This window comes from Pseudobutyrivibrio ruminis DSM 9787 (assembly GCF_900218035.1).
In the GTDB taxonomy this organism is placed as follows: Bacteria; Bacillota; Clostridia; order Lachnospirales; family Lachnospiraceae; genus Pseudobutyrivibrio; species Pseudobutyrivibrio ruminis.
Map to the genome: position 1 here is coordinate 71,373 of NZ_OBMR01000012.1, position 17,729 is coordinate 89,101.

Here is a 17,729-nt window from a genome sequence, read left to right on the forward strand (position 1 = left end):
TCTTTCTTATTCTTCAACTTTTCTTGAAAAACCTATCATCAATACATCTTCCTTGTGTGGATGTTTCATAAGATGAATTATAGTTCTATACTTTTGTGGAACACCTGCTACATTGTGCTCTACAACAACCTCTACCCTTGTTTTTCCTTTATTATAGGCTTTTAAAAGAGCTGGTCGTGAAAGATTCTCTTCGTATATTTTGTACGACTCTCCCACGCATATTGCTAATGCATTGTGAGTCATATCATCAATAACACCAGCCGTTGGCGCATCAAAGAAAACCTCTGGGTTTTGGTACATCATATAATAGCTATTCTTATACAGATTTCCGAACATTATCATGTCGTATTCTGTCTTCATTGCATTAAGTAGTAAGCTGTGAGTACTGAATGTTCCCTGCTTCTTAAGGAAATCATCATCGTCAACCATTGGAGCATTGTCTATCATTGCAAGAACAAGGAAATCCTCTTTTTTGAGTGGTCTAGAGAATAAATACCCCTGAACTCTATCACAATCCATATTCTGCAAAAACTTAAGCTGTTCCATGGTCTCTACACCTTCAGCTATAGTCTTTAAGCTAAGACGTCTTGCAAAGAAAAATACAGTTTCAAGGGTACCACGTCCCCTATCATCCTGACAATTATCTTCCAAGAAAGCTTTATCAACTTTCAAAAAACTAACTGGCAGATTCTTTACAAACTGTAATGATGTAAAGCCTGCGCCAAAATCATCTATAGCGATTTTAACACCGGTGTCTGCGATGTTTCTGGCCCATTCTTCTATGGATTTTAAATTCTCCACAGCAAGGGCTGACTCTGTAATTTCTACCTCAAACATCTCTGGCTTTACTCTATATGTTGTAAGAATGGCTTGCAACTTGCGATAAAAATCCTTTTCCTTTACATGCCATCTAGAGAAATTGACAGCAATAGGAACAGCCTTATCTCCCATTTCATGAATGGTTCGGCAGGCTTCCTCTGCCATATACCAATCTAAGATATTAATATCATCTGTCTTTTCAAGTTTCGGTATGAATTTGTCTGGGCTTATAACTTCGCCGTTGGGCTTCACCCATCTAACAAGCGCTTCAGCACTAACAATTTTACCAGTACTAGCATCGTACTGTGGCTGATAATATGCTTTGATTTCTCGATTTTCAATAGCATTTACTACTTTATCTAAGAAAGAAGTACTCATATAATCCTCAATTACTACATCCTAAGCATTAACTCGCGATCAACAACTTCCCCATTTCGATAATAAACTCGAGGAACTCGCTTGCTAACTGCACAAGTTAATTCGTAAGGAATAGTACCTGCACAAGCAGCTAAGTCATCAATACTGTTCTTCTCCCCAAATATTTCAACTTCACTTCCTACATCTACAGTAGGCATATCTGTGATATCTATCATACACATATCCATGCAAATTTTACCCCTAAGCTTTGCTGGACCTTCCTTTGTGTAAAGTGAGCATTTATTAGAAAGACTTCTAAGAAATCCATCTGCATAACCATAAGGCAAAACACCAATACGTGTTGGCTTGTCTGTAACAAACATTCCGCCGTAGCTGACAGCTGTACCTTCAGGATAAATCTTGATTGTGCTGACAGTTGTTTTCATAGTCATGGCTGGACGAAGTCCCATCTGATGAGCGAACTCACCGTATCCATATAATAACAGGCCTGGACGCACCATGTCTAGATAAGTTTCTGGAAAACGAGCAACTGCACCTGTGTTTGCACAATGTCTAATTTTAAACTTGTGATTAAGCTGCTCTTCAACTGCAGAAATGACTCTGGTGAATAACTCAAACTGATGCTTAGTGTAATCATCATTGGCCTGACCAAACTCGTCTGCCTCAGCAAAATGAGTGAAGATTCCCTCTGCCTCAAGACCTGGCATCTTGCACGCTTCTACAATACCGCTAACGCCTGTGTCAAAATAACCATTGTCGCAAAGGTATCCTAAACGAGACATTCCTGTATCCACTTTGATGTGAACTTTTAAAACGCCTCCTGCCTTTACTGCTTCTGCACTATACTCATCTGCCTTTGCTTTACAGGTGATAGCCTGTGTGATTCCGTATTCAATAAGACGTGGAACCTGCTCCTTTGGAGTATGGCCTAAAATAAGAATAGGCATCTTGATGCCATTAACGCGTAGCTCTAATGCCTCATCTGCACTGCTGACAGCAAGATAATCAGCTCCCAATTCCTCAAGGAGCTGACTAACTTGAATACTTCCGTGTCCATATGCATCGGCTTTTACTACGCCAAGAAACTTGACATCACTGCCTATTTTTTCACGAATCTTTTTGTAATTATATGCGATGGCGTCGAGATTTACCTCGGCCCATGTACGTCTAAGTGTTGATTCCATAATCGTATTGCTCCATTATTATTTAATGTCCAATACTATTATAGTCATTTATCTTAAAAACTAAAGTACTTTTGACAAGAAGTCCTGTAATCTCTGAGACTTTGGAGAATCGAAGATTTCTGCTGGAGTTCCCTCTTCTTTGATTCCCATTTCGTCGAAGAAAAGCACTCTATCTGCCACTTCTCTTGCAAATCCCATTTCGTGTGTAACAACTACCATTGTCATACCATCATCAGCAAGCTCTTTCATAAGATTGAGAACCTCACCAACCATCTCTGGATCTAGTGCAGATGTAGGCTCATCAAACAAAATAACCTCTGGATTCATAGCAAGTGTACGGGCGATTGCAATACGCTGCTTCTGTCCACCTGAAAGACTATCTGGATAAGCATTTGCCTTATCTGCAAGACCAACTCTTTCAAGAAGCTCTGCTGCCTTCTTATTTGCCTCTTCCTCGCTCATAAGGCCAAGCTTTACTGGAGCAAGTGTAAGATTCTTTTGTATTGTAAGATGAGGGAAAAGGTTGAAGTGCTGGAACACCATACCTACACGACGTCTTACATCATTTATGTCTACTCCCTTTGCTGTGATATCCTCGCCATCAAGATAAATCTTTCCATCTGTAAGATTCTCAAGCTGATTTAATGTACGAATGAATGTAGATTTACCACAGCCTGATGGTCCGATGATAGCAATAACCTCACCCTTTTCAATCTGCATATTTACATTTTTAAGAACTTCATTCTTTCCAAATGATTTTGATAAGTTTTCTACTTTAATTAATACTTCACTCATGCTATCTCTCCTTAATCAGCCTTTCTTTCTGTTTTGCGTAAGCTCTTTTCCCATTTACCAACAAGTACTGTAAGCAACTCTACAATAATGAGGTATACGAATGCTACAGCAACAAGTGGAAGGAAAGCTTCGTATGTCTGGCTTCGAATAATATCTCCACCACGAGTTAAATCTGTAAGACCGATGTATCCACAAATTGATGTCTCTTTAATAAGCATAATGAACTCGTTTGCCAAAGCTGGAAGTACATTCTTGATAGCCTGTGGAAGGATGATAGCTGTCATTGTCTGCTTGTGTGAAAGACCAAGGCTTCGTCCTGCTTCCATCTGACCATTGTCGATGGACATGATACCACCACGCATAATCTCTGCTACATATGCTCCTGAGTTGATGGCAAAAGCAATGATTGCGACAAGAACCTTAGAAACATTAACTGACTTAAATACAACATAGTAAATAATCAAAAGCTGTACCATCATTGGTGTTCCACGAATGATAGTAAGATATACTTTACAAATTCCGTTAAGAATTACATGTGCTCCTGTTTTATCATATGAGACACGGATAATCGCTACAAAGAAACCTATAAGCACACCGATGATAACCGCACAAAGAGCAATTACAAGTGTATTTCTAAGGCCTGTTAATAGATACTGATATCTGCCATCCTTTACAAAATTAGCATAAAGCTTCTCTGTAAATGTCTGTCCGTCAGCTGCTGCATTAGCATCCTTAACAATCATAACCTGCTTTGATGTGATATATGATGTAGAGAAATTAATTGATTTCGCACGCTCTTCTGTCATTGTCATGCCTGCAATACCAACATCAGCCTTATGAGAGCTAACTGCATTGATAATTGAATCGAACTCCATATCTTCGATTTCGATGCTCATACCTAGCTTATCACCAATGGCATGCATAATATCCATATCGATACCTACAACTTCGCCATTCTCATAGTATTCGTATGGCTTAAAAGTAGCATTAGTTGCAACTACGATTGTGCCATTGTCATATGTAACTCCCTCAGGTGACTCATATGGGAACTTACCTTTTGTATCATCTCCAATGTAGTTAGAAATGATTTCATCCAATGTACCCTCTTCCTGAAGCTCCGCAATAGCGCCATTAACCTGCTCTAAAAGATCATCATTATCCTTTGCAATACAGATTGCATATTCTTCCAAAGCGAATGGCTCATCTAAAATAACTAGTGAACCTTCGTTTTCAACACTTGCAATTGCAGGCTGCTCATCAGCAATAACGCAATCAATCTTTCCCTGCTTTAAAGCCTGAACCGCATCAGTAATTTTATTGTAACGCTCAACTGTTGTTCCAGCCTCGTCTCCTTCGTAATCACTGGCATAAATATCACCAGTTGTTCCAAGTTGAACACCGATTTTTGATCCTTCTAAATCATCGATAGATGAAATAGTTTTTGTGTTGTCAGCACTTCCACAGCCAATGAAAAGTGCGGCAAGCATACATGCAAGAATTGTAGCTTTCTTTTTCATATAATCCGTCTCTCTTTCGTATAATTATTCTTCAATAATGTATTTTTATACTAAAACATAATACCACATAATTATAAAAAATAAAGAGGAAATTAAATAAATATATAAAAAAAATAGCCCCGATATTCATCGAAGCTATTAATAATATGCATAATATGCATAATATTCATTTTATTCGTATCTTAATGCATCAATCGGATTCATGTTTGCTGCATGCTTTGCTGGTGAATATCCAAAGAATACGCCTATGGCCATTGAGAATCCTACCGACATGTATATACTTGCAATCGAAACCTCAGGTGTATAACCCATAAAGTGAGCAGCTATATTTCCAAGTAATAATCCTACCACTATTCCAATCACCCCACCTATCAGACAAATGATAATAGCCTCACTTATAAACTGTAGCATTATCATTCCATCAGGGGCACCTAAAGCTTTTCTTGTACCGATTTCTTTGGTTCGCTCAGTGATTGAAACTGTCATAATATTCATAACACCAATACCACCTACGATAAGGGCAATTGCAGCAATCATTGAAATAGCCAGCGTCATCTGATTCATAGTTTTTGTATTCTCTTGAATCATAGTTTGATTGCTATATGCATCAATATAAAACTTATCTCCCAGTGTGTTTGCCATAACATCTGTCAAATATGTTTTAATCTCTGTAGATAAAGCTACCGGATCCTGTCCTTCTGCTGCAACCACAGTGGCATCAAAGATTGTTTCGTCATGAGAGTAATTCCATGCCGTCTTAAGAGGAATATATACACTGGTGCTGATATTTTTGTTGCTACCACGCATCATACTGCCTGACTGCTGATACTCATACACTCCTATTACAGTAATATTCATGTATTCATCATTAATGTTGACTTCGAACTCTTTTCCAAGCACATCATCCAATGAATAATTTACTCCAAAAAGCTGCTCTGCAAATTTGTCTGCCACAATAGCCGTATTCTTTCCCTGCTCATATGCAAACTCGTTAAATAGATTGCCGCCTTTAAGCTTTATGTTATTAGCTTTAAAATAACCAGCACTGACTCCTGTAATATCTACATTGGCTTTGTTTGCATCCTTGATGACTGTTCCCGATCCTGCACTAGCCTCAACAGAAATTGCACTTATCTTGCCCTTAAACTGATTGGCAAGTTTATGAAGTGTTTCCGGAGTGATTTTCATAGTTTGATAATCTGCCTCTGAAAGTTCCTGGTTATAATCAATTGGATTAACGTATATGGTAATGTTTTGAACACCATAGCTTTCCAGCTGCTTTTGTACGCCATTTGTCATCGAATTGCCCACTGTCATAATAGCAATAACTGCTGCAACACCAATGATAATACCAAGCATTGTAAGAAAAGCTCTCATTTTGTTAGCTTTTATACTAAGCAAAGCAAGCTTACAGTTTTCTTTAATCATATCTATTCCTTTCAAGCCACTTAGGCCATCTTTTTCTCAGCAATAATATTTCCGTCGCTAATAGTTACAATTCTCGGAGTCTCTGCTGCAAGTTCATTTGAATGAGTAATGAGCACAATAGTCTTTCCCTGTTTTTCATGGAGCTCGTGGAATATATCCATAACAAGCCTTCCCGTTCCAGAATCAAGAGCACCTGTTGGCTCATCTGCTAGAATAATATCAGGGTCATTCGCCATAGCTCTTGCTATAGCTACACGCTGCTTCTGTCCACCTGATAGCTCGTCAGGAGTGTGGTGCATACGTTCTTCCATGCCTACCATTTTCAAAAGCTCAATGGCTCTTTTTCTGCGTTGCTTTTCTGGAACACCTGCATATAGCATTGGCATTTCCACATTTGCAATAGCATCTGTTCTAGCTATTAGATTGTATGTCTGAAAAACAAATCCTATATGCTTGTTTCTAAGGGCAGATAAGGCCTTGTTTGGGGCCTTTGAAATATCAATCCCATCAAGAATATATTCTCCCGAAGTCTGTCTATCCAAAATACCTAGAATATTCATCAGAGTACTTTTACCAGAACCTGATTGGCCAACAATTGAAACAAACTCTCCTTTATGAATATCCAAATCTATTCCATGCAAAATCTCCAGCTCATTTGGAGTTCCAATATAATAGCTTTTTCTTATATTTTTTGCAGATAATAAAATATCATTACTCAAAATATATTCCTCCATCAGTTCCCATTGACTCTAATGTTGCATCGGCGCTGTTTTCATCCATATCAGACTCAACTACCATTTCGCCTTCCTTAAGGTCACCACCTGTAATCTCTGTATAGAAGTCATCTGAAATTCCTGTTGTCACTGTAACGTTCTTTGTGCTTCCGTCTTTTGTCTGAATCACCACATACTTACTTCCATCATCTGCAGTCTTGATATCTGATGATGGCACAGCAATTGCATTTTCGGAAGATGCAGTAATAAATGTCATCTTGGCTGTCATACCAAGTCTTAGGTTTTCATTGGAATCATCTATCTGTACGTCTACTCTGTATGTAGCTCTGCTCTTTGATACAGAAGCTGTCGTAGATGTAGCATCTGTAGTTTTAGTGCTGTTCTTTGTGGCTGTAGGTGAAACAAATACAACTGTACCGTTTAATACCTCATCTCCTGTGGCATCTGTTTTAATCTGTACCTTCTGCCCCACCTGAACACTTGGGATCTGAGCCTCATCTATATCAGCAGTTGCCTTTAAGCTTGTAACATTGTCAATTACCACTGCATCCGTTCCACTGTATGTCTGGCCCTTTACGATGTTTACATTGGTAACTGTTCCATCCTGTGATGCATATACTGTTGCCTTTGAAAGCTCTTCCTGAGATTTTTCAATTTCCTGCTTTGCAGATAAAGTATTTGACTTTGAACTTAACTCATTAGACCTTATAGCCTGAGACTGAGTATAAACATTCGAATTAGCTGAGTCTGTAGTATTATTTAAGCTAGATTGAGCAGACTCCACTGAACGGTTTGCAGATGAAACTGAATCTCCTGCAGACTGTACAGATTGTTTAGCTGATTCTGTTGCTGCTACAGCATTCTTATATGCTGTATGCTTGCTTTCAAAATCGCTTTGTGCATTTGAAAGCTCAGTTTTTGCCGTTTCTAAATCTGTCTTTGCCTGAGATAACTGGTTCTGTAGATCAGCAGTATCCTTTGTTTTAGTTTTGTACACCGGATTTCCCTCTGCATCAACCATAGGCTGCCCATTTTCATCAGTCTTCTGTACCTGTTCTGTTCCTGGATTGTTTATCTGATTCTGTAAATCAGTTATTTTTGAGTTTAAATTGTCCACCTTTTGCTGTGCTGAAGACAATGTTGAGCTTGCAGCATCCATTTCTTTTTTTGCATCATTTTCACTATTGCTTGCTGCTGTAAGACTGTTACTTGCATTCTGTTTATTTCTATTGGCAGTATTCTGATCTTGCTTTGCAGATTCAAGATTTCTGTTTGAATCATTAATTTGATTAGCACCGTTTCTCTGTGCGTCTGCAAGTGCTTGATTTGCATTCTGCTGAGCAATTTCATTCTGCTGATTCTGGATATTGAGAGCCTGCTGCTGATACGAAAGTGTCTGTTCCATAGTTGTCATATCAAGCTTGTAAAGAGGATCTCCCTTCTTTACTACATCTCCAACCTTTACATATACTTCCTCTACAGGATATGAGCTTGCTGTTGTAGCAAACTGTCCACTTTCCTCTGCAGAAATAATTGTTCCTGTTGCACTCAAGGTCTTTTCAATGTTTTGCTTTGTTACCTCAATTGTAATTGGTTCGCTTTCAGAATCCTGTCCCTTAGCCTTTACATATTTAAACCCGGCTACTCCCGCAACAGATGAAATAACAAGAGCTGCAATTATCATGCAAGCTACAACCTTTTTATTCATCTTCTTAAAGAAAGTTCTGTCCTTTGCAGACATTTCTTCATCTAAGCTTTCATCTATTTCTTCACCTAAAAATTCTTCTTCATATAATTTGTTGGTAAAATTCAATTTGTTAAGTATCTCTTTAAGTTTCATTTTTTTCCTCCATGTGATTTCTATCAACAGATGCTATTGTGCCATTTGATTCTTAAGAAATACCTTAAGTAAATCTAAAGAAATCTAAAGAAAAGACTTTTTACTATTTATTCACAGCTTTTGTGTTACTATACAAACAGATAAAGCTATCTTTTTATAGGAGTGAATATGGGAAATCAAAAGATACTGGTTGTTGATGACAACGAGGAAATAAGAAATATTCTACATATATTATTAGAAAGTGAAGGCTATCAGATTCTTGAAGCTTGCGATGGAGAGACTGCACTTACTATGGTGGACGACTCTATCGATTTAATCATCCTTGATATTATGATGCCAGGCATTTCTGGACTGGATGTGTGCAAGAAGATTCGAGAAACATATCAAATGCCAATACTCTTCCTTACAGCAAAGGGAACTGACTCTGATAAGTCACTGGGCCTTCTTATAGGGGCCGATGATTATCTGTCAAAGCCTTTTTCACATAGTGAGCTTACTGCCCGTGTAAAATCCATGCTCCGTCGCTACTATGTATATCAGGGCAAAAAGGAAGCTATCTCAGACAACTACTACACTTATAACATTTTTAAAGTGGCAAAGGACAGAAATGAAGTCTTTGTTATCAGCCCAGATGGTCAGGAAACATCTATTGATTTATCTGAGTTGGAATATCAGATTTTCAAGCTTTTAATAGAAAGCCCCGGTCGAGTATTCCCAGCCCAGCTTATATACGAAACTATATGGAATGAGCCATACTTCTACAGTTCCAACGCTACCATTATGGTTCACATCCGAAATCTTCGCACCAAAATCGAAGATGATCCATCAAACCCAGTTCATCTTCTTACAGTATGGGGAAAGGGATATAAACTGCAATGAGAAAATTCAAAAAAATCTTTTCTAAATCCTTATATCTAGAACTGTGGATTGCCATAGTTTTTTCCTTGATAATCAGTGGTATTACATTCTTTTTACTACAAAAAGCCAATGACCTTATATATTTTTCAAAGTGGGCAGATGATGTCTACATTCCTAGCAAATTAGAAACGTCAATCGTAGATTTTCAGGAATATATAGATGAAAACCAGCTATCAAGTGAAGACAAATCAATGATTTATAAATGGTCGCAATCCCACCCTCTTATGTACTTTTATTTAGAGCGTGATGGTGTGATCATTTACAATTTCTACGTGGACTATTCCTATGATTCAGCATCAGATATATCAGAAGCTGATGCTGAGCTAATAGAGGAATCATATGAATATAATCCTTATGTATACGACTATACAATTACGCTGATTGACGGCGAATGTCAGATGCATGTATTCGAGGATTTCAAATATGATTTGTACTCAAAAATTCAGTTTGCAAACATCGTAGTAAGTGCATTACTCATAATTATTCTAATCACTATACTTGTTCGTAAAAAAATCAAATACATCAATGAAGTTACTTCTGGAATCGAAATACTAGCTGGAGGGGATTTAAGCTACCGTATACCCGTTAGAGGAAATGATGAGATTTCAAATGTAGCAGATAACATTAATTCAATGAGTATAGCTGTTGCAAACCAAATAGAAAATGAAAAGAAAGCAATACAGGCTAACAACAGCCTTGTCACAGCACTATCTCACGACTTGCGGACTCCTCTCACCACACAGATGGGCTATTTGGAAATTTTAAAAGAACACCATTATCATTCAGAAGAAGAAATGGATAAGTATGTAAATACCGCATTGGATACTTGCTTTCAGATTAAAGAAATGTCAGATAGGCTTTTCGAGTACTTCCTTGCATTTGATCCTCATCCTGAGCGTTCAAAGGAAACACTTACCTGCTATGATGGAATTGATTTCCTGATGCAAATAATAAGCGAATTATCACTTCCACTAATAGAGCAAGGTTTCACCTTTGAGTACGGTGAACCAACTGAAGCCTTTAAGATTAACGTAAATACGGATGATATCTTAAGAGTATTCAACAACGTATTTACGAACATAGATAAATATGCTGATGAAACTGAACCTGTTCATGTTGGTCTCAAATGCGACAAGGAATTTGCCACACTTTCAATTTCCAACAAAATTCGTTCAGTTCCAAGAAAAAATGAAAGTGCCAAAATCGGTCTTATCAGTATCAATAGCCTAATGAAAAGACAAGGTGGCTCTAGCGTAACTAAAACCACCTTGGATACCTTCACTATTGAATTAAAATTTCCTATTTACCAGCACGCCTAGTTCTTTTGATAGAGGTCCTTTTCTTAGGGCCTCTTCTTTTTGGAGAATGTTCTTTTCTATAAGCTGCTATCTCAGCCAACAGCTTTTCATAATCTCTTTCAAATAAGAGCTCACTAATCTCATGACTAACATCTGCAGGGTCGACCTTTTTCGACTCTATAATCTTTTTTCGAACAGCCGGTTTACTCAACGCCTTGTATGCTGGCATTTCCAGTCTTTGCAATAGGATTGATAATTCAGGTCTCCATAGCAACTCTAACTTCCTATCAAGCTTTACCTTTTTATTATATTCAGGCTTTCTCAAAAAATAGAAATCAGGCTTTTCATCTACTTCATCAACTGTAATAATCCCCCAATAATCTGGAACATGCTCTTCCACATGCATTGCATGACTTGAGCCAACTACCACTATGTTGTAATCAAAGTATTTGTCATAGTCTTTTATCTGACCTTCAAGCCTTGTATAAGTGTCCGCATCAGATTTTATTTCTATTCCTACAAGAGCATCGGTAATTATCATAATCACATCTGCCCTTGATCTTCCCATCATCTTTTCCTCAATGATTCGTGTTTTACCATAGGATTCCTCTAAAAACTCGAATAGTGGCTCCCTTATATCTTTATCTTTTAACATTAAATTGCCTCAATCTGTTCTAGTATTTGGGAGGCATCTGCATTAAACTCAGTGATTTCTTTGCCAAATGAGGAATCATAGTATTTACCAAACAGCTCATCATATTCATCCTGACTGGCCAATTCCTCTCCATTTATCTCCCAATAAGAAATTATCGCATTTCCGTTTTCATCAAAGCTATCCTCTGCCCATGGATCAAGTGGCCCCTGAGTACCATAAGCAATATTAATCCAATAACCATCCTTGATTGCCACCACACTGTTGTATGTATTGGCATCCACATGCTCTGTAGCTAATAACACATTGTCGCCTTCCACATATGAAACAGAATCAATCTGTCCACTCAGTAGGTTTACTGTAGAGCCAGTAAATGTGGCTATTACTATATCTGAATCATCAACCTTGTAGATGAGTTCAGGAATGTCATCAGAATCAACATAAATCAATGAAAAACTAACACTATCCTCGCTACTCAAATCCTCTACTAAAGCCTTATAGCCTTCTTTCCAGGATGCAAACTCACTTACCTCTGAGGCACCTGATGCTCTATAATTAGCTCCTACTCTATCATCAAGCTCAAAAGCTGCATTGTATTCATCGGAGTAATTGTATCCCTCCACTACCTCTATAGTTGGAAGATTATCAGATTCTCCACTTGCAGAATCATCTTTATTTTCAGTTGCTTCACTTTCAGATTTACTGTCCTCAATGGCATCAGTCAACTCTTCTGGCTCAACCTCTCCTGAAACATTAGCTTTTCCACAGGCAATCATGCTGGCCATCATGGAACTGCACAATAAAGCAACGATTAATCTTTTTCTCATTTCTCAACCTCTATAATTTTTGTCTGTTTATAAATACCATTGTCACTATCTACAAGAGATAATGTAACCTCCATTTGAATGTCGCTAACATATCCCTTATCAATAACAGCCTTTTGTTCTTCATCTGAAATAATGAACTGAAGCTCAGGTTCATAGCTACCTGAAACATGCTTAGCATTTTGAACATAGCAAAAAAGATTATCATCTCTAGAGTATGTTTTTCCATCTATGTTGATTTGACCGCTAAATAAGAATCCATCTGATTTGTAATTCTGCGCAATCTTATAAAGCTCATTACCATCATCATCTACAACAGTGATGAATCTTGCAAAATATACATAGTTATCATACATATGTGATTTTAACCTACCTGCCTTAATTTGAATAGGCTTAGTAGGATCTATGTTATCTAAATTGTTAAACAACGATGCAATATAACACTCATTTCCTTGTTGATCATAGTCACATAATAGAATATCACAGTCCAAATAATAAATTTCATCATCTTTTGATTCTACTATGTTAGTAAAATTTGTCTTAGGTGCAACCGCCTTTAAATGATAATTTTGGGCATATTCTAAAGGTGTAATATAACCTACATAATGAACGTTAGATTTTTCAAAATCTATCTCCACTGAATTATCATCATATAACGTTACTGTGCCAGGTTCTGACGTATCTTGTAGTTCGAAGATATTTTTTGTTGCGGCAATTGAAGATACATCGGATGATGAATCCTGTGGTGTATTTGTCTTGCAGGATATTAATGAGATTGCAAGAATGATAGCGAATAATGGTAATGGATGTCTTTTCATATGTGTCCCCCGATATTTGAATACTATTATACTCTTTGTAAAAGAATATTATAAGGGGATTCGACTCTCGCCTACAGTTTGATTGAATACAGAATCCCCCTCTCGCTACGAAAAAGAAAAAGCACAGACATTAGTCTGTGCTTCCTTTTTCGTAGCGAGAGGGGGATTCGAACCCTCGACACCGCGGGTATGAACCGCGTGCTCTAGCCAACTGAGCTATCTCGCCATATTTATTAAATTAAATGGGACCTACAGGGCTCGAACCTGTGACCCTCTGCTTGTAAGGCAGATGCTCTCCCAGCTGAGCTAAGATCCCAGAGCTATTAGCGTTTACCGCTTCAAGCGACTTCATAAAGATAACAAAACAAGCCCCCAATGTCAACATAATTATTAATTTTCGCAATATTTTTACTATTTAGAGGAATTACCTGAAATATGTACATCCATAAAATAAAAAAAGCAGACCTAATAGTCTGCTTTTGTTTTAGAAATATGACATTGTACCTTCCAAATCGATGTGCTTTGCCTGAAGGTCCTTTAATTCAAAAACAATACCCTCACAGTATTTTTCATCATTGATTCTTGTGCGGCGGCCAATCATTCTGAAATGTGCTACTGGGAAAGATGTTTCGTAGCTCCAAGAGTAATCTGGATTTCCACCCTTTTCTCCCTTGCAAAGACCCTTCCAATATGCCTTGATTGTATTTGGGCTTTCATAGTCCACATACATCATCTCCTTTTCTTCAGAGATATCATCCCCCTCTTCGTATGTAGCACCCTCAAACTGGATAACAGTATTTAAACTGCCATAGCCAATAACAAGGCCATTCACTCTTGCCTCTTCAATAAGAGATTCCTCTACATCTGAAAGACCATAGTGACATCCCTGAAGCTTCTCAGCTAATTCTTCTTTTGTCATAGTCAAACTCCCTCACTTTGATTTCACATATCACTAATAATACATTACTAGATTTTAGTTAAAAAATCTATGCCCATTTCTCCATAATATTTTGAACCAATTTTACACATTCTGCTGCATCAGCCGAATATCCATCTGCGCTAATCTCATCCTTGAAGGATTCGTTTATACATGCTCCGCCAATAATAATCTTAGCTCTACAGCCCTTTTCCTTAGCCAGCTTAACCACATCATCCATTCGCATCATTGTGGTGGTCATAAGGGCAGACAACCCAATAATATCTGCATCAACCTCTACTGCCTTATCAATGATTGTGGCTGCTGGTACATCCTTGCCTAGATCAATTACGTTGAAGCCATAGTTTTTAAGCATGAGTGCAACCAAATTCTTTCCAATATCGTGAATATCACCCTCTACTGTGGCAATAACAACCGTCGCTTTTGCTTCAGTAGAATCGCTGGCAAGAAGTGGTTCTATGTGCTTCATTCCCACTTCCATCGCATTTGCTCCCGCTATTAGCTGTGGCAAGAAATACTTCTTTTTATCATATAAATCACCTACTACGTTTATTCCCTTAATAAGGTGATTTTCGATGATTTCCTGTGGCTCCATTCCAGCATCTAAAAGTTTTTGTATTTCAGAAACTATCTGGTCCTTTTTTCCTTTTATAACACACTCAGCCACTGGACTTTCTGAAGATGTAGTGCTGGTTTCAGGCTTTGCCCCAGCTGCACTACCACTAGTGGCTCCTCCCGCTGTCATTGATAACACTGGCAGTGATGCATATTTTTCCAACGCCCCAGGCTTGTTCATAAGTGTATCTGCTGCTGCAGCCTGATACATAAGCATATCCTGGCTTGGATTTGCAATAGCCATAGTAAGGCCTTTGCTGACAGCTATGGTAAGATATGTGGCGTTTACAAACTGTCTATTTGGCATTCCAAATGATATGTTTGACAAACCGCATACTGTAGGAAGTCCCAACTCATTCTTGCAGTATTCTATGGTTTCAAAGCACTGTAATCCTGCTGTACCTTCAGCACCAACTGTCTGTACCAGCACATCTACCACTGCTGCATCCCTATCTAGTCCAATAGCTTCTGCTGCATTAAGAACAGTGGCAATATGCTCTTTCTTTTCTTCCATATCCTTTGGAAGTCCCGCTCCCGACAATGGAAGTGTGATAAACATAGCTCCATATTTCTTTGCAAGCTTAAGCATTGGCTCCATCTTTTCTTTTTCAGCAGATATAGAGTTAATGAGAGCACGTCCTGGATATATGCGAAGGGCAGCCTCCATAACATCCACATGGCTAGTATCCAAACATAAAGGTAAATCAACTGCTGATGTTACCTCATAAATACTATCAAGCATCATTTGTTTCTCATCGATGCCATTCATACCCATATTTACGTCGAGAATGTTGGCTCCCTTTTCTTCCTGCTCTCTGGCGAAATCCACAACCATTGATAAAGAGCCTTCTAAAAGGCTAGCCTGGAATTTCTTTTTTCCTGTAGGATTGATTCTTTCACCGATTACCATAAATGGTCCGTCTAAATCAATCCAGGTATTCATGCGCTCAGAAGTAACAACCCTCATAGGCTTCTTTTCTATCTGATGTTGTTTTTTATCCTTCAAACGAGAAACCAGAGCTGATATATGCTCCGGTGTAGAACCGCAACATCCACCAAAGAGCCATGCTCCTGCTTCATAAAGCTTTTCGCAAGCATCTGCAAAAGCATCAGGGCTCATCTTATAAACAGTCTTGCCATCCTCAAGCTCTGGTAATCCTGCATTTGGCTTTACAATAATAGGGATATTTGCAACAGCTGCCATCTGCTGAACAAGCTCTAGCATAGCATCAGGCCCAGTGCTGCAATTCATACCAACACAGTCTACACCCATGGACTGAAGAACAATCATGGCTGTATCCGGTGATGTTCCGTACAGTGTCTTTCCATCTGGATTAAATGTAAGAGAAACAATGATTGGTAAATCGCATGATTCCTTGATAGCAAGAACTGCTGCACGACACTCCTGAAGGCTCATCATAGTTTCAACTACGAAAAGATCTACACCTTCCTGAAGAATAGCTTCCACCTGCTCCTTATAGCAGTCTACTAAATCCTCAAACATAAGGTCTCCAAGAGGATAAAGCTGCTTACCTGTCATAGAAATATCTGCTGCAACAAGGCCTTTATCCCCTGCAACCTCCCTTGAGAGGCGGACAAGCTGTCTATTCATCTCCACAAGCTTATCCTCTAACCCATATTCTGCTAGCTTGATTCTAGAGGCTGTGAAAGTAGGTGCCAACACAATATCAGAACCTGCATCAAAATATGCCTTTTGCAATTCCTGAATAGCCCAAGGATTATCAATAATCCATTTTTCTGGACATACTCCTGCAGGCATTCCCCTTTTTTGAAGCTCAGTACCTGTAGCCCCATCAATAAATACAATTCTTTTTTCAAGTAGCTCTCTAAAATCCGCTCTAGTCATTATTTCTCCTTTTAAAAACCCGCTTAACTCTAGTCTCTTAAAATTGTTCCACCACCAAGTACTACATCGCCATCATAGAAAACAGCTGCCTGTCCTGGAGTGATTGCTCGCTGTGGCTCATCAAAAACAACCTTTGCTGAAGTTGCATCAATACGCTCAACTGTGCATGGCTGCTCAGTCATACGATAGCGAACCTTGGCCTTGCATTTAAATGTAGGTCTGTCGTCTGTTGGATCAATCCAGTTGATGTTCTTAACAATAGTGGTTGTTGTAAATAAATCTTCGTTTTTACCAAGGATTACTCGATTGTTCTTTACATCAAGAGCTGTTACATAAAGAGGATGCTCTGCCGAAATACCAAGCCCCTTACGCTGTCCTATTGTGTATCCAACAATACCCTTGTGTGTCCCCATAACATTGCCATCCTGGTCCACAAAATCACCTGCTGCATATTCCTTACCTGTAAATCTCTTCAAGGCTGAAACATAATCGCCATCTGGTACAAAGCAAATATCCTGACTGTCTGGTTTATTTGCATTTATAAAATCATGACTCTCTGCAATCTTTCTAACCTCATCCTTAGAAATCTCACCTAATGGGAATTCAGTGTGTGCTAATTCATTTTGAGTCATTGCATATAAAACATAGCTCTGATCCTTGTTTGAATCCAGTCCCTTAAGAAGCTGATAACCATTATCAATCTTTCTTATTCTTGCATAGTGTCCTGTAACTATTTTCTCACAGCCAAGAATCTCGGCTCTGCGATAAAGCTCATTAAACTTCATGTTTTTGTTGCATTCAATACAAGGATTAGGTGTCATACCATTTTCGTAGCAATAGATAAAATCATCTATTACTGTTTCTCTGAATTTATCCTGAAAATTGAATGTGTGATGAGGCATTCCCAAACGACGCGCTACAGATTTAGCATCCTCCACATCATCAAGGGAACAGCAAGTATGTGAACCACACACCCCTATATCCTCATTGGCGTACAGCTTCATTGTACATCCAATGCATTCATATCCTTTTTCCTTCATCATTAAAGCAGCGACACTACTATCTACGCCACCGCTCATCGCAATAAGTGCTTTCATTTTTCCTC

At 38.4% G+C, this 17,729-nt stretch carries 15 protein-coding genes and 2 tRNA genes; 2 read left to right on the forward strand and 15 right to left on the reverse strand.

From position 1 onward, the window contains the following. Positions 1 to 6: 6 nt before the first annotated feature. The 7 genes from CRN97_RS12080 to CRN97_RS12110 form a co-directional block, all read right to left on the reverse strand. Positions 7 to 1,197 (reverse strand): EAL domain-containing protein, encoded by a 1,191-nt coding sequence (locus CRN97_RS12080; RefSeq protein ID WP_097077056.1) that lies wholly within the window; start codon positions 1,195 to 1,197, stop codon positions 7 to 9. A 14-nt stretch (positions 1,198 to 1,211) separates the two neighbouring features. Continuing rightward, positions 1,212 to 2,381, reverse strand: a complete 1,170-nt coding sequence (alr, locus tag CRN97_RS12085; protein ID WP_097077057.1) for an alanine racemase — start codon at positions 2,379 to 2,381, stop codon at positions 1,212 to 1,214. Positions 2,382 to 2,441: 60 nt separating this feature from the next. Further along, the gene (locus tag CRN97_RS12090; protein ID WP_074792002.1) at positions 2,442 to 3,176 is read right to left on the reverse strand and encodes an amino acid ABC transporter ATP-binding protein; all 735 of its coding nucleotides are present in this window, start codon (positions 3,174 to 3,176) and stop codon (positions 2,442 to 2,444) included. 11 nt (positions 3,177 to 3,187) lie between these two features. After that, positions 3,188 to 4,693, reverse strand: coding sequence for an ABC transporter substrate-binding protein/permease (locus tag CRN97_RS12095; protein ID WP_097077058.1), 1,506 nt, complete (start codon positions 4,691 to 4,693; stop codon positions 3,188 to 3,190). 171 nt (positions 4,694 to 4,864) lie between these two features. Further along, a complete protein-coding gene (locus tag CRN97_RS12100) occupies positions 4,865 to 6,136 on the reverse strand; it encodes an ABC transporter permease (RefSeq protein ID WP_179670751.1) in 1,272 nt (423 codons plus the stop codon). 5 nt (positions 6,137 to 6,141) lie between these two features. Then, positions 6,142 to 6,855, reverse strand: a complete 714-nt coding sequence (locus tag CRN97_RS12105) for an ABC transporter ATP-binding protein (RefSeq protein ID WP_044937620.1) — start codon at positions 6,853 to 6,855, stop codon at positions 6,142 to 6,144. Further along, entirely contained in the window at positions 6,833 to 8,695 is a 1,863-nt protein-coding gene (locus CRN97_RS12110; protein ID WP_097077060.1) for an efflux RND transporter periplasmic adaptor subunit, read from the reverse strand. The genes CRN97_RS12105 and CRN97_RS12110 overlap by 23 nt, the downstream gene beginning before the upstream one ends. A gap of 168 nt (positions 8,696 to 8,863) precedes the next feature. On the opposite strand from CRN97_RS12110, the gene CRN97_RS12115 reads away from it, so the two are divergent. Together CRN97_RS12115 and CRN97_RS12120 are read left to right on the forward strand one after the other, a co-directional pair. Then, positions 8,864 to 9,574 carry a response regulator transcription factor gene (locus CRN97_RS12115; protein ID WP_097077061.1) on the forward strand — a complete coding sequence of 237 codons (711 nt, stop codon included), beginning with the start codon at positions 8,864 to 8,866 and terminating at the stop codon, positions 9,572 to 9,574. After that, entirely contained in the window at positions 9,571 to 10,932 is a 1,362-nt protein-coding gene (locus CRN97_RS12120) for a sensor histidine kinase (RefSeq protein WP_097077062.1), read from the forward strand. The genes CRN97_RS12115 and CRN97_RS12120 overlap by 4 nt, the downstream gene beginning before the upstream one ends. Here the strand turns inward: CRN97_RS12120 and CRN97_RS12125 are convergent. The 8 genes from CRN97_RS12125 to mnmA form a co-directional block, all read right to left on the reverse strand. Continuing rightward, on the reverse strand, positions 10,913 to 11,566 hold the full coding sequence (locus CRN97_RS12125; RefSeq protein ID WP_097077063.1) for a sce7726 family protein: 654 nt from the start codon (positions 11,564 to 11,566) through the stop codon (positions 10,913 to 10,915). The two genes, CRN97_RS12120 and CRN97_RS12125, sit on opposite strands and share 20 nt — an antisense overlap. Further along, on the reverse strand, positions 11,566 to 12,390 hold the full coding sequence (locus CRN97_RS12130; protein ID WP_097077064.1) for a hypothetical protein: 825 nt from the start codon (positions 12,388 to 12,390) through the stop codon (positions 11,566 to 11,568). Before CRN97_RS12130 ends, CRN97_RS12125 begins: the two co-directional genes overlap by 1 nt. Continuing rightward, entirely contained in the window at positions 12,387 to 13,205 is an 819-nt protein-coding gene (locus CRN97_RS12135) for a hypothetical protein (protein WP_097077065.1), read from the reverse strand. Before CRN97_RS12135 ends, CRN97_RS12130 begins: the two co-directional genes overlap by 4 nt. Before the next feature lie 152 nt (positions 13,206 to 13,357). Beyond that, positions 13,358 to 13,431 (reverse strand) — tRNA-Met (locus CRN97_RS12140). Between the two features lie 17 nt (positions 13,432 to 13,448). After that, a tRNA-Val gene (locus CRN97_RS12145) sits at positions 13,449 to 13,521 on the reverse strand. Positions 13,522 to 13,689: 168 nt separating this feature from the next. Beyond that, positions 13,690 to 14,124: a hypothetical protein gene (locus CRN97_RS12150; RefSeq protein WP_097077066.1), complete on the reverse strand. Its 435-nt coding sequence runs from the start codon at positions 14,122 to 14,124 to the stop codon at positions 13,690 to 13,692. Between the two features lie 67 nt (positions 14,125 to 14,191). Next, entirely contained in the window at positions 14,192 to 16,624 is a 2,433-nt protein-coding gene (locus tag CRN97_RS12155) for a homocysteine S-methyltransferase family protein (protein WP_097077067.1), read from the reverse strand. 29 nt (positions 16,625 to 16,653) lie between these two features. Then, on the reverse strand, positions 16,654 to 17,721 hold the full coding sequence (mnmA, locus tag CRN97_RS12160; RefSeq protein WP_097077068.1) for a tRNA 2-thiouridine(34) synthase MnmA: 1,068 nt from the start codon (positions 17,719 to 17,721) through the stop codon (positions 16,654 to 16,656). Positions 17,722 to 17,729 lie beyond the last annotated feature (8 nt).